The sequence below is a fragment of the Arthrobacter sp. HS15c genome, assembly GCF_040812005.1.
Lineage (GTDB): Bacteria > Actinomycetota > Actinomycetes > Actinomycetales > Micrococcaceae > Arthrobacter.
Genome location: NZ_JBFOHM010000003.1, coordinates 335,103 through 347,263, shown reverse-complemented (window position 1 = coordinate 347,263; position 12,161 = coordinate 335,103). Strand labels below are relative to the sequence as shown.

General features: G+C 66.6%; 13 protein-coding genes. 6 read left to right on the top strand and 7 right to left on the bottom strand.

Annotated features, from left to right (window positions below; translation table 11 throughout):
• Window positions 1–328: 328 nt before the first annotated feature.
• Window positions 329–937, bottom strand: a complete 609-nt coding sequence (locus ABV518_RS06685; protein WP_367766068.1) for a TetR/AcrR family transcriptional regulator — start codon at window positions 935–937, stop codon at window positions 329–331.
• A 124-nt stretch (window positions 938–1,061) separates the two neighbouring features.
• Between ABV518_RS06685 and ABV518_RS06680 the strand changes: the two genes are divergently transcribed.
• Entirely contained in the window at window positions 1,062–1,628 is a 567-nt protein-coding gene (locus ABV518_RS06680; RefSeq protein WP_367766067.1) for an NAD(P)H-dependent oxidoreductase, read from the top strand.
• Between the two features lie 192 nt (window positions 1,629–1,820).
• On the top strand, window positions 1,821–2,657 hold the full coding sequence (locus tag ABV518_RS06675) for a hypothetical protein (RefSeq protein WP_367766066.1): 837 nt from the start codon (window positions 1,821–1,823) through the stop codon (window positions 2,655–2,657).
• Between the two features lie 16 nt (window positions 2,658–2,673).
• On the opposite strand, the gene ABV518_RS06670 is transcribed toward ABV518_RS06675, so the two are convergent.
• Window positions 2,674–3,516 carry an isocitrate lyase/phosphoenolpyruvate mutase family protein gene (locus ABV518_RS06670; protein ID WP_367766065.1) on the bottom strand — a complete coding sequence of 281 codons (843 nt, stop codon included), beginning with the start codon at window positions 3,514–3,516 and terminating at the stop codon, window positions 2,674–2,676.
• 111 nt (window positions 3,517–3,627) lie between these two features.
• On the opposite strand from ABV518_RS06670, the gene ABV518_RS06665 reads away from it, so the two are divergent.
• From ABV518_RS06665 to ABV518_RS06655, 3 genes are all read left to right on the top strand, one after another.
• Entirely contained in the window at window positions 3,628–4,920 is a 1,293-nt protein-coding gene (locus ABV518_RS06665; RefSeq protein ID WP_367766064.1) for a PLP-dependent aminotransferase family protein, read from the top strand.
• 50 nt (window positions 4,921–4,970) lie between these two features.
• A complete protein-coding gene (locus ABV518_RS06660) occupies window positions 4,971–5,399 on the top strand; it encodes a universal stress protein (RefSeq protein WP_131131926.1) in 429 nt (142 codons plus the stop codon).
• A gap of 162 nt (window positions 5,400–5,561) precedes the next feature.
• Entirely contained in the window at window positions 5,562–5,900 is a 339-nt protein-coding gene (locus ABV518_RS06655; RefSeq protein ID WP_367766063.1) for a hypothetical protein, read from the top strand.
• 28 nt (window positions 5,901–5,928) lie between these two features.
• Here ABV518_RS06655 and ABV518_RS06650 read toward each other — a convergent pair whose 3' ends face one another.
• From ABV518_RS06650 to ABV518_RS06630, 5 genes are all read right to left on the bottom strand, one after another.
• Window positions 5,929–6,570, bottom strand: coding sequence for a phosphatase PAP2 family protein (locus ABV518_RS06650; protein ID WP_367766061.1), 642 nt, complete (start codon window positions 6,568–6,570; stop codon window positions 5,929–5,931).
• Between the two features lie 6 nt (window positions 6,571–6,576).
• A complete protein-coding gene (locus ABV518_RS06645; RefSeq protein ID WP_367766060.1) occupies window positions 6,577–8,037 on the bottom strand; it encodes a dihydrolipoamide acetyltransferase family protein in 1,461 nt (486 codons plus the stop codon).
• Window positions 8,038–8,118: 81 nt separating this feature from the next.
• On the bottom strand, window positions 8,119–9,099 hold the full coding sequence (locus ABV518_RS06640; protein ID WP_367766059.1) for an alpha-ketoacid dehydrogenase subunit beta: 981 nt from the start codon (window positions 9,097–9,099) through the stop codon (window positions 8,119–8,121).
• On the bottom strand, window positions 9,099–10,334 hold the full coding sequence (gene pdhA / locus ABV518_RS06635; RefSeq protein ID WP_367766058.1) for a pyruvate dehydrogenase (acetyl-transferring) E1 component subunit alpha: 1,236 nt from the start codon (window positions 10,332–10,334) through the stop codon (window positions 9,099–9,101). The genes ABV518_RS06640 and pdhA overlap by 1 nt, the downstream gene beginning before the upstream one ends.
• Window positions 10,335–10,483: 149 nt before the next feature.
• Window positions 10,484–11,602 (bottom strand): histidinol-phosphate transaminase, encoded by a 1,119-nt coding sequence (locus tag ABV518_RS06630; protein ID WP_367766056.1) that lies wholly within the window; start codon window positions 11,600–11,602, stop codon window positions 10,484–10,486.
• Between the two features lie 126 nt (window positions 11,603–11,728).
• Between ABV518_RS06630 and ABV518_RS06625 the strand changes: the two genes are divergently transcribed.
• Window positions 11,729–12,157, top strand: coding sequence for a phage holin family protein (locus tag ABV518_RS06625; RefSeq protein ID WP_131131933.1), 429 nt, complete (start codon window positions 11,729–11,731; stop codon window positions 12,155–12,157).
• Window positions 12,158–12,161: the final 4 nt, after the last annotated feature.

Below are 12,161 nucleotides of genomic sequence, written 5' to 3'. Positions count from 1 at the left end.
TCATCCTGAAGTATCAGGGGACGCCGGTGCGTTGGCTCCGGGGCGTTGGCCGTAAGTGCAATCACGAGCTTGATCCTTCCGTCGTCCCCGGCCAGGCAGGGGATGCGCCGCCACTTCCGGGTTCTTCACCAGCGGGTAGCTGGCTTCCCGCAGCCGTTGCCGGCTGGTCCTGGTGGACTATGTTGCGGGTCACATTCCAGAGGAAATTACCACACAGATCCTGTCAAATAGCGTCCAAACGGTCGGAAAAGGCAGACGCCGTATCCAATCGTTATGAATAATTCTGTGGAATTGATTTGACAAGACGTTTCAGCCAGCCCGGCGGATGCTACGCCCCGCGCACCACCCGTGTGACTAGTTCCCGCCAGGATTCGGCCAGGCGCTCCGGCGCAATGCCATGGACGCGGACCGCATGCAGCAGCCGCTCCGGGTCCAGCGTGGCACTCAGGGCCATGGCCATCAGGCGGGGGTCCGCGTCCATGCCTTCCTCGCGCAGCAGCAGCTCGATATGGCGGTGCCAGAGGACGGCAGCCGGGACGTCAAAGCGGTTGTAGGCGGACTCGTCGGCCGCTCGGGCAAGTTCCCCGTATTCGAGCACGTAGGCGATGCGGGCGGCGCCGAACGCCACGAGCCGCTCCAGGCCCGGAGCGCCCGGGCCAAGGGGCGGCGGACCGAACATAAAGCGGGCCTGGAAGTCAGCCTCGGCGTCACTGAGCAGCGTCATCATCAGGCCGGCCCTGCTGCCGAACCGCCGGAAGACGGTCCCTTTGCCCACGCCGGCACGCTCGGCGAGCCTGTCCATGGTGAGCCCGTCGGCGCCGCATTCATCGATCAGTTCACGCGCGGCCCCCAGCAGGCGCTCACGGTTCCTGACGGCGTCGCTGCGCTCGGTGACCGGTCCGGACAGGGATCCGGGGCGCAATGGGATGAAGCTCACATCCCACATTCTAGACCCCGGGAATATTATCCGGACCGTAGTCCGTTTAGACGGTGAAGGCCTCAACAGCCTGAGTTTCCGAACCAGCCTGCGGACCTGCCGCAGCCCAGACCCAGGAGCCACCATGTCAAAGAGCACCGTCCTCACCCTCGTCGGCAGCCTCCGCGCCGAGTCCACCAACCAGAAGCTTGCCGAGGCCATCGCCCTGAACGCGCCCGAGCACGTTGACGTGGTCATCCACGACAGCCTCGGCAACATCCCGTTCTACAACGAGGACATCGACGTGGAAGGCCAGGTCCCCGCCGCAGCCGCCGCGCTGCGCGCCGCCGCCAACGAAGCCGACACCCTCCTGCTCGTCACTCCGGAGCACAACGGCACCGTGCCGGCGTCCCTGAAGAACGCCATCGACTGGCTGTCCCGCCCCTTCGGCGCCGGCGCCCTGGCAGGCAAGCCCACCGCCGTCGTCGGTACCGCCTTTGGCCAGTTCGGCGGCGTGTGGGCCCAGGACGAAGCCCGCAAGGCTGTCGGCATAGCCGGCGCTCAGGTGCTCGAGGACGTCAAGCTGGCAGTTCCCGGCTCCATGGTGCGCTTCGCCGAGCTGCACCCGAAGGATGACGCTGAGGTTGTGGAGCAGATCAAGGGTGTCTTTGACGCCCTTGACGCCGCACGCACCGCCGCGGCCGCCGCCTAACATTGATACCGAAAGCCCCGCATGCCGCAAGGTGTGCGGGGCTTTCGTTATGGCTCCGTGAACCGCCGGCTCCAGCGGTGTGCCCGCGTAACCAACTCTTGACCCAACCGGTACCGCACCGGCATTCCCTGTCCTGCCGGGCCGCCGTAACGTTAATGCACGGAACTTTCCGGACGGAATCGCGGTGCTGGGATGGCAAGCAGGCGAAGCGCCACACAACGGGTGACGGCGGCAGCGCTGGCCCTGGTGCTTTCGCTATGGCTGGGGGCCTGCACCGCCGGCACCGACTTCCCAGCCGGCACAGCCGCAAGCGAACCGACGGCCGCGCCGGACGAGCCGCTGACCCCCGTCCCCCAGCCCCAGGCCGCACCACCCCCCGGGACGCTTGGAAACGGTGGCCCGGCCGCTGGTCCGGCGCCTTCCGGTGGCGCGCCTGCCACCGCCCCGTCGGCTGGGGCGGCCACACAGCCGGGGAACACGCCCGCGGCCGGCTCGTCGGGCCCGGCAGCCGGTTCCGGCAGCGCCGGCCAGGCCCAGACCACCGTCCCGGGAACGGGGCCCGCAAAGGGTCCGCCGCCGTCCAGCCAGGCCGCTGCTCCCGACGATCCTCCGCGCGGCAATACGGCTGGAACCCAGGCAGTCACGGCCTACTACGTCCTCCTTGACGACGGCGGCAGCAGCGGCGTCAGATTCGGCTGCAACGACAGCCTGGTGGGCGTCAGGCAGGCCAACGCGGAGCCTGCCGGACCGCTCCCGGCAGCGATCGGCGCACTGCTGGACGGATCCGAGCCACCCATCGCTGATGTCTACAACTCACTGTCCGGCTCCGCCCTGGACTTCCTCTCCGGCAGCTTCGACGGCACCACGGTCACCGTGTACCTCGCCGGCACTATCAGGCCAGGCGGAGTCTGCGACATTCCGCGGATCGAAGCCCAGCTGACCCAGACGGCGGTTTCGGCGGTGGGTGCCATCCGGGCCGAGATCTATGTCAATGGGATTGGGCTGGCCGAAGCACTGAGCCTTAAGTAGGACCGCTCCTCCCGGACTATCCGCCGAACAGGGCGTCCATGGCCGCGTGGCTGCGTGCCCCGGCCAGCTCCGACCAGTTCCCGTCGCCCAGTACCTCGCCGGCTACCCGGGACACCGTTGCATAGGCCGCCTTCGCGGTGTTGCCGCCGATGCTGATCCGCTGCACGCCGGCGTCGTGCAGCTCACCCACCGACGGCGCCCCGACGCCGGCGAGGGCGTTCAGCGGCGCATCGATGCGCCGCGACAGTTCATGCAGCACGTGCAGGTCGGTCACGCCCGGCACAAAAATCCCGCTGGCGCCGGCGGCAAGATAGACCCCGGCCCTGCTGACCGTCTCCTCAAAAGCCCGTTCCGGATAGCCGCCGGAGAGGTACGTGTCGGTCCGGGCATTGATGAAGAGTTCGACGCCGGCAGCCTGGGCGGTCTCCCGGACCACGTTCAGGCGGCGGCACTGTTCGCCGACATCCGTGAGGGGGTCATCCCCCGAGTCCTCGAAGTTGATGCCGACGGCGCCCGTGTCCAACACGGCCAGGATGGTGTCCCGGAGCCGGCTGTGGTCATAGCCGCTGCCGTCACCCGCATAGCCGGTTTCGACGTCGGCCGTGACCGGCAGTGAGGTGGCGGAAACGATCCGCGCCAGTGCCGCCATGGCCAGTCCTGCCGGGAGCCTGTTGCCGTCGGGAAAGCCCATGCTCCAGGAAATGGCAGAGCTTGAGGTGGCAATCGCCGTGGCCCCGGCTTCCTCCACGAGCTTCGCCGACGCCGCATCCCAGACGTTGACCAGGACCAGCGGCGCACGGCCTTGGTGGAGTGACCTGAATGCTGCGGCCAGGGGCGTGGACTGCGGGGGCGTCGTCATGGGTCCATTCCAGCCCTTCCATCGTCGGACGTAAAGCTTCCCCGTGCACACCGCGGCTCATTGATAAACAAGTGTTGCCTTATCAGCAACTGCCGGCTGTATCCTGAGGGTGTGACCCACGAAACACTTGATGCCGCAGCAGCGCTGCTGCCAGCAGAAGCCATTGACGCCATCGAACGCGCGGCCACGTCCGCACACCGCCACGAGGACCTGTTCTCGGAGCGCGCCGCCAACATCAAGCAATCCGCTGTCCGCGACGTTTTTGACATCTCGATGCGGCCCGGACTGGTCTCCCTCGCCGGCGGAAGCCCCTACCTGCAGTCACTGCCTCTGGAGCGGCTGGCCCGCACGGCGGCCACCATCATCGCCGAGGATGGCCTCACCGCCCTGCAGTACGGCGGAGGCCAGGGCATGGAGGAACTTCGCGAGCAGATCTGCGAAGTGATGGCGGCGGAAGGCATCCTCGACGCCCTGCCGCAGAACGTGGTGATCACGGCGGGCTCGCAGTCTGCCCAGGACGTGGCCACCAAGGTCTTCTGCAACCCGGGCGATGTGGTCCTGGTGGAGAATCCCACGTACGTCGGCGCGCTGAACACCTTCGAGGCCTACCAGGTCCAGGTGGAAACCGTGGAGATGGATGATCACGGACTGGTCCCCGAGCTGCTGGAGGCGAGGATCGCGGCGCTGCAGACCGCGGGAAAGAACATCAAGTTCCTGTACACCATCCCCAACTTCAACAACCCGTCCGGGATCACGCTTGCGCAGGACCGCCGGCAGCAGATCGTGGATATATGCCGCAGGGCGAATATTCTGGTGCTGGAGGACAATCCGTACGGGCTGCTGCGGTTCGTCGGCGAGCCGCTGGCACCCCTGCGCGCGGCCAACCCGGCCGACGTCATCTACATGGGCTCGTTCTCGAAGATCTTCGCACCCGGCCTCCGCATCGGCTGGGCCCTCGTGCCCGAGCACCTGCAGCGGCGCTATTACCTCGCCTCGGAGGCCGTCACGCTGTGCCCGCCGACGCTGAACCAGATGCTGGTGTCCGCCTACCTCCGCGATTATGACTGGAAGGGCCAGATCGAGACCTACCGGGCGCTCTACGCCGAACGGTGCCAGGCGATGCTGGCGGCCCTGGCCGAGTACTTGCCCGACGGCGCAAGCTGGACCAGTCCGGAGGGCGGCTTCTTCGTCTGGGTGACCCTCCCCGAGGGCGTGGACACCTATCCCCTGCTGAAGAAGGCGATCGACGCCGGCGTCGTCTTTATCCCCGGCGCTGCCTTCACCCCGTCCGATGAGCCGTCCAACAAACTGCGGCTGGCGTTCAGCGCCGTCCCGCCCGACGCGATCACCGAAGGTGTCCGCCGTTTGGCCCCCGTGCTGCGGGAAGCCATCACCGCGCTGTAGCCTTGGCCAGACTGGATCAGGGCGCCACTTACCGAAGCAAAGGAGCAAAGATGAGCGGAATTATTGTTGTTGGGGTCGACGGCAGCGGAACTGCCAAGAAGGCCGCGGAGGCCGCAAGGGACCTCGCGGGTGCCGTGGGCGCGTCCCTTCACGTGGTCTCCGCGTTCGACAGTGACCGCACCGAAGTGTTTGGCAGCGGCAGCGACCAGTGGATCGTCTCGGATGCAGACGGCGCGGAGAACGTGGCCAGGACGGTGGCGGACTCCCTCGCCGGCGACGTCAAGGTGACCTACTCGGCCGCCCGCGGAAAGCCCGCCGAAGCACTCATCAAGGAAGCCGAGCGTCTGAGCGCCCGCATGATCGTGGTGGGAAACCGGAGGATGCGCGGCATTGGCCGGGTCCTGGGCAGCGTGGCCAACAGCGTGGCACACAATGCCACGTGCGATGTCTACATCGCCAACACCTACGACGCCGACTGACCCCGAACACTGAGTGAGGGACACCACGCATCGCCCGCAAGCCGGCGTGCGTGGTGTCCCTTCTCACCCCCGGAACGCCGTTTCCACTGCACGGCCGACGATAAAATTGAAGGGCCCCCAAAGGTGCGGACAGCCACCAACCACACCACCTAAGGGGTCCCCTTGATAACTCTCCAGCGCCGCCAGCTTGTTGGCCACGACATCCTCCTGGCCCGGCACGGCAACCACATCTGCTCCATGCGGGTGGACCGCGGAAACGGCCGCGTTGTGGCGCTGCTCGACGACGGCACCGTAGACAGCGCCCCCAACCTCATCTCCCCGGGGCTGCGCCTCCCGGACACCTTCCGCAGCGTCATCCGCGAGGACTGGAAGTTCTTTGCGGCGCTCTCGGCCATCGGCACCGGCGTCGGCGGGCTCATCATGGCAGTTGCCTGGAACTTCAGCAGCACGGCCATGAGCCCCGAGACCATCCAGCTGATGTCCACCTACGCGTCCTACTGACCGGCGCCCCGGGCCTGCCCGCCTGCGGCTAAACCAGCCAGCCCTGCAGCAGCCACCAGAAGCCTGGCATCACCAGTCCGCCCACGAGCGACCCGGCCACCACCTGCCCCGCAGTGTGGGCGCGGAGGACCACCCGGGACCAGCCCACCGCGGGTATCAGGACGAGCAACGGCAGCCAGGCTGGACCCAGCATCAGCACGGTAATAACGGCCGATGACGATATCGCCGCAGCATGTCCGCTGATCTTCCAGAAGGGGCTCACGGCCCCGATCACCACAATGCCGCCGACGATGGTCAGCACCATCACCACAACACTCCGCGGCGCGCCGGTCACTTCAAGAACCAAAAGTCCTGCCAGCACCGAGGCGAGTGCCATCAGAAGGACGGGCGCACGCTGCCTGCGGTCGCTGACGTGGTGGTCCGTCACCTTGCCCAGCTTCACCAGGACCAGCAGCAGCACCAGGGGCAGGACGCACACGAACAGCGCGGCCATGGCCCCGAAGCCGATCGTTCCCGGAAACCCAGGTTCGGTGAGGGGGCTGGCCAGCAGCTGGACCGACACCACCACCGGGGGCTGGAAAACCTCAGTCAGCCAGCGGGCCGTCCGGTTTTTGGTGCGTAGGACTGCATCGGCCAACGGGCCCCGTTGGTTGGTCTGCTGTTCCTGCATGGTGGCTTAGTCCAGCAGGAGCGCCGGCTCCTCAAGGATGGCGGCGACGTCGGCCATAAAGCGGGCGGACAGGTCACCGTCCACCACACGGTGGTCGAAAGACCCGCCCAGAGTGGTGATCCAGCGCGGGATGACTTCCCCGTCCAGGACCCACGGCTTCTGCTTGATGGTCCCGAAGGCGACGATGGCCACCTCGCCCGGGTTGATGATGGGCGTCCCCGTATCGATGCCCAGGGCGCCGATGTTGGTGATGGTCAGGGTGCCGCCCTGCATTTCGGCTGGCTGGGTCTTTCCGGCCCGGGCAGTGGTGGCCAGGTTGTTCAGCGCCAGGGCCAGCTCCTTCAGCGACAGGTCCTGGGCATCCTTGATGTTGGGCACCATGAGTCCCCGCGGGGTGGCGGCGGCAATACCCAGGTTCATGTAGTGCTTGACGTGGATCTCCGCCGCGTCGGTGCCTCCAGCGTTGTCCACCCAGGTGGCGTTGACACTCGGATTCCGTGCCGCTGCCCAGATGACTGCTTTGGCGAGGATCAGCAGCGGCGAAACCCTGATGCCCTCGAAGTCACGGGACGCCTTGAGCCGCTTGACGAACTCCATGGTCCGGCTGGCGTCGACGTCCACAAAGATGCTCACATGCGGCGCGGCAAAGGCAGATTCCACCATGGCTTTCGCGGTGGCCTTGCGGACGCCCTTGACCGGGATCCGTTCGATCCTCTGGTCCTGCGGCTTGCCGGCCTTGCCCCAGAAACCGTCCGCCTGGTCCAGTTCGGCATCGCGCTGGGCCTGGTAGCTGACCAGGTCCTCCCGCGTGACTTCGCCGCGGGAGCCGGTAGCCACCACGTCGGCCAGGTCGATGCCCAGGTCACGGGCAATCTTGCGCACGGGCGGCTTGGCCAGGACGCGGTTCACCAGGCCGGTGATGGTGTCGCCCAGCGTGGGCCGGTCGTCGAGCGGTTCGGCAGTTGGGCCTGCCGGAACGGCGGGAACGGCTGGGCTGGACTGGACAGGCCCGGCCACCGGGACCTGGGCTGACACGGCCGGCGCGGCAGGTGCGGCCTTGCGCGCGCGGCGCTTGACGGCGTCGGCCTTGGGACCGGAGCCCACCAGCGGACCGCCGGCCAGGGCACTGTCCGAAGTGTCGGCGTCGGACGCCGGCAACTTGCCGTACAGCGGCTGCACCGGCAGGGCGGGCGCCGGGACGTCCGCTGGGGTGGGGTCACCGGACACGGAATCGGAGACGCTGATAATGGCGGTCCCGACGTCGATGGTGATCCCCTCGGGAACCAGCAGCTCCGTGACGGTCCCGGCGAAGGGCGAAGGAAGCTCCACGAGGGACTTGGCCGTTTCGATCTCGCAGAGGACGTCGTTAATGGCGACCGTGTCACCCGGCTTGACCTTCCAGGAGACGATTTCCGCCTCGGTCAGGCCTTCGCCCACGTCAGGGAGATTGAACTTGTTCACAGTCATGGTGTCCTCGGTTTCGGGAGCTCAGGTCCTTGCCTCCTGGCCAGGAGACGGGGCAAGTCTGGGAAGGGTGTGGCGGGGCGCCTAGTAGGCCAGTGCCCGGTCCAGCGCCTCAAGGATCCTGTCGATATCCGGAAGGTAGTCTTCCTCGACTTTGGCCACGGGGTACGGCATATGGAAGCCGCCAACACGGATCACAGGCGCTTCGAGGGACAGGAAGGCACGTTCGCTGATCCGGGCCGCGATCTCACCGCCGATGCCGCCGAAGGTGGGTGCCTCGTGGGCCACCACCAGGCGTCCGGTCTTTTTGACCGACGCTTCCACGGTGTCGAAATCGATCGGCGAGATGGAGCGGAGGTCAATGACCTCCACGCTGCGGCCGTCCTCAGCCGCGGCGTGCGCGGCGGCGAGGGCCACGGGCACCAGCGGGCCGTACGCCACGATGGTGGCATCCGTACCCTCCCGCAGGACATGCGCCTTGAAGGGGTCCTGCGCCGTGCCGGCGGCGTCGACATCGACCTCGCCCTTGAGCCAGTACCGGCGCTTGGGTTCGAAAAAGATGACGGGGTCCTGGCACTCGACAGCCTGCTGGATCATCCAGTACGCGTCATGCGGGTTGGACGGCGTGATGATGCGCAGCCCCGCGGTGTGGGCGAACAGCGCCTCGGGGGACTCGGAGTGGTGCTCAACGGAGCCGATGCCGCCGCCGTACGGGATGCGGATGACCACCGGCACGGTGAGGTTGCCATTGCTGCGGGCGTGCATCTTGGCCAGCTGCGTGGTGATCTGGTTGAAGCCTGGGAACACAAAGCCGTCGAACTGGATTTCGCAGACGGGGCTGTAGCCGCGAAGCGCGAGCCCGATGGCCGTGCCGATGATGCCGGACTCCGCCAGCGGGGTGTCCACCACCCGGTCCGGGCCGAATTCGGCAATCAGGCCGTCCGTGACGCGGTAGACGCCGCCGAGGGGCCCGATGTCCTCACCCATCAGCAGGGATTTGGGGTGGTTGGTCAGGGCAGCGCGGAGGCCTTCATTGATGGCCTTGGCGATTGTCATGGTGGTCATCAGTGGCCTGCCTCTGTTTCTGCCTGTCCGGCCGGGTCTTCGCCGGCAAACCCTGCACTGTATTCCTCGAACCAGGCCAGCTCCTCCGCAACCAGCGGGTGGGCCTCGACATAGGTGTTCGCGAACGCGGTGCGGATGTCCGGGGTCTCAAGGTCGTGGGTGGTTCGCCGGACGTAGGCGGCGAGTTCGTCGCCGTCGGCCTTGACCTTGTCAAAGAATGCGTCATCCGCGAGGCCCTCGGCCCGCAGGTACTTCTCCAGCCGGGCCAGCGGATCCTTGGCCCGCCACGCGTCCTCTTCGGCCGACTCCCTGTATTTGGTGGGGTCATCGGCGGTGGTGTGGGCGCCCACACGGTAGGTGAAGGCCTCGATCAGTACCGGCCCCTTGCCCTGGCGAGCGTTATCCAGGGCCCACTCGGTGACCGCGTGCACGGCGATGACGTCGTTGCCGTCCACGCGGATGCCTGGGAAGCCGTAGCCTTTGGCTCGGTTGGAGAGCGGAATGCGGGTCTGCACCGTGCTGGGCACGGAGATGGCCCAGTGGTTGTTCTGGCAGAAAAAGACCACGGGAGCGTTGTACGAGGAGGCGAAGACCATGGATTCGTGGACGTCGCCCTCCGAGCTGGCGCCGTCGCCGAAGTACGCGATGACCGCTGCCGGCGGCTCCGTGCCCACGGGGTCCGAGGCCGCGGCCGACTTCTGATCCCGCTGGATGCCCATGGCGTAGCCCACCGCGTGGAGGGTCTGGGCCGCCAGGACCAGCGTGTAGAGGTGGAAGTTGGTGTCCTTGGGGTTCCAGCCGCCATTGGAGACGCCGCGGAACTGGCGCAGCAGTTCCGCGAGGTCAACGTTGCGGGTGAGGGCGACGCCGTGCTCGCGGTACGTGGGGAAGATGTAGTCCTGGGGCTGGCTGGCCCGGCCGGATCCGATCTGCGCGGCCTCCTGGCCGGTCAGCGGAACCCAGAGGGCAAGCTGTCCCTGGCGCTGCAGGGCGGTGGCCTCCACGTCAAAGCGGCGGATGGCAGCCATGTCGGCGAAGAGGCCACGCAGCTTTTCCGCGTCGAGTTTTTCGGCGTATTTGCTGTAGACGGGATCGGTTACCAGCTTCCCGTCCGGGCCCAGCAGCTGGACCATCTGCGCCGGGGGCTCGCCCATGGCGGCCTCGGCATCAGCCTCAAGCTGGTCGTCTACCGCTGTTCCGTCGAACTCGGTGGAGGGCAGATGTGTGGCGCCCATACCGTCTCCTTGCTTGCCGCATGCGGATGCGTTGCAATATCGCTGGGATATATGCCGTTAGGGGAATGCATTCCGCAGCTGGCATATATATTGGCTTACTGATCCTAACTTTATCTTCAGTAGGTAGCGCGCTGGCTACATGTTAAGCGCTAGGAACGGCGTGGCGGCTTTGTATAGTCTGCACACAGCCGGAGGAACCGGGTGTTCGCTTCCACCTCGCCGATGCTCACACGGACACCTTCGTTGCCAAAGGCCCGCACGGAGAGGGCCTGCGCCCCCGCCAACTCGGCGAATTCCCCACTGTTGGCGCCCAGGTCCAGCCAGACGAAGTTGCCCTGCGCCTCGGGTACGAACCAGCCAAGGTCCCGCAGTCCGGCCGTGACCCGGTCCCGCTCGTCCACCAGGCTTTGTACCCTTTCTACAACCTGGGGGTAATTCTGCAGCGAGACAATTGCTGCCTGCTCGGCGATCTGGGACACGGCGAAGGGCGTGGCTGCCACCCGGAGGTACTGCGTGAGTTCCGGATTCGAAACGCTGTACCCGACCCGGAGCCCGGCGAGGCCATGGGCCTTGGAGAAGGTCCGGAGCACCACCACGTTGGGGTATTTGCGGTACATGGCGATCCCGTCCACCGCGTCCTGGGCCCGGACGAATTCCTGGTACGCCTCATCGATGACCACCACGACGTCGGAGGGTACGGCCTGGATGAACCGTTCCGTTTCCGCCGTGGTCAGGATGGGACCGGTGGGGTTGTTGGGGGTGCACAGGAGGATGACCCGGGTGCGAACCGTGACGGCCGCCGCCATGGCATCCAGGTCATGGCGCCCGTCCGCAGTCAGGGGGATCCGCACGCTTTCGGCCCCGGCAAGGCCAACACTGATGGGGTACGCCTCGAAGGAGCGCCACGCGTAGATCACCTCGTCCGCCTTGCCGTCGTCATTCTGGCCGGCGAACGTGGTCAGCAGCTGGTTGAGGGCGCCAAGGCTGCCGGCTCCCGTGACGATGTCTTCGGCGGGGACGTCGAGGAACTCGGCGAGCGCCGCGCGGAGTTTGCTGCTGAGGGGATCCGGATAGCGGTTGAAGTCGGTCTGGCGTGCGATGGCCTCCACTACGGCGGGGATCGGCGGCAGCGGGTTCTCGTTCGAAGACAGTTTGTAGCTGGCCAGTCCGTCAACGGCGACGGGGGGCTTGCCGGCGGCGTAGCGGGGAAGCCGGCCCACCACAGGGCGCGGCCTGATTCCCCCGGCCAGGGTCTCTGATGAAGTCATGCCAACTAGCCTACTTCTCCCAACAGGGGCGCCGAAGGCCCGTGCAGGCGGAAGGTTGGCGTCCGGCTTTCCACCCATGGGCAGCCCCCGGGACCGTCGTTCAGGGCAGTGTGACAGCATGGGCTCATGCGCTCTTTCATCATGCGGGTCCTGATTAATGGACTGGCCCTCTGGATCGCCAGCTGGATCCTGCCTGGCTTGGACATCTCCACGGCTGCCACGACAAACGCCGTGGCCGAATCCGGTGTCACGCAAGGCACGGACGCCATCGGGATCACGCTCGCGTATCTCTTCGTGGGGCTGATTTTCGGCGTTGTCAACGCGTTCGTCCGGCCCCTGGTCAGCTTCCTTTCGTTGCCGATCACCATCCTGACCCTTGGGCTGTTCACGATCGTCATCAATGCCGCCATGCTGTACCTGACCTCCTGGATCAGCGGCTACACACCGGTGCGCTTCACGATCGATTCCTTCTTCTGGACTGCCGTGCTCGCGGCGATCATCATCAGCGTGATCTCCGTGGTGGCAGGGCGGCTGCCGGGCGCGCGCAGGCGCTGACACT

Excerpts from the sequence above, each read along its gene's own strand:
- ABV518_RS06625 (WP_131131933.1), top strand. The coding sequence starts at position 11,729 with ATGCGCTCTTTCATCATGCGGGTCCTGATTAATGGACTGGCCCTCTGG.
- ABV518_RS06675 (WP_367766066.1), top strand. The coding sequence starts at position 1,821 with ATGGCAAGCAGGCGAAGCGCCACACAACGGGTGACGGCGGCAGCGCTG.
- ABV518_RS06640 (WP_367766059.1), bottom strand. The coding sequence starts at position 9,099 with ATGACCACCATGACAATCGCCAAGGCCATCAATGAAGGCCTCCGCGCT.
- ABV518_RS06670 (WP_367766065.1), bottom strand. The coding sequence starts at position 3,516 with ATGACGACGCCCCCGCAGTCCACGCCCCTGGCCGCAGCATTCAGGTCA.
- pdhA (WP_367766058.1), bottom strand. The coding sequence starts at position 10,334 with ATGGGCGCCACACATCTGCCCTCCACCGAGTTCGACGGAACAGCGGTA.
- ABV518_RS06630 (WP_367766056.1), bottom strand. The coding sequence starts at position 11,602 with ATGACTTCATCAGAGACCCTGGCCGGGGGAATCAGGCCGCGCCCTGTG.
- ABV518_RS06680 (WP_367766067.1), top strand. The coding sequence starts at position 1,062 with ATGTCAAAGAGCACCGTCCTCACCCTCGTCGGCAGCCTCCGCGCCGAG.
- ABV518_RS06650 (WP_367766061.1), bottom strand. The coding sequence starts at position 6,570 with ATGCAGGAACAGCAGACCAACCAACGGGGCCCGTTGGCCGATGCAGTC.
- ABV518_RS06645 (WP_367766060.1), bottom strand. The coding sequence starts at position 8,037 with ATGACTGTGAACAAGTTCAATCTCCCTGACGTGGGCGAAGGCCTGACC.
- ABV518_RS06660 (WP_131131926.1), top strand. The coding sequence starts at position 4,971 with ATGAGCGGAATTATTGTTGTTGGGGTCGACGGCAGCGGAACTGCCAAG.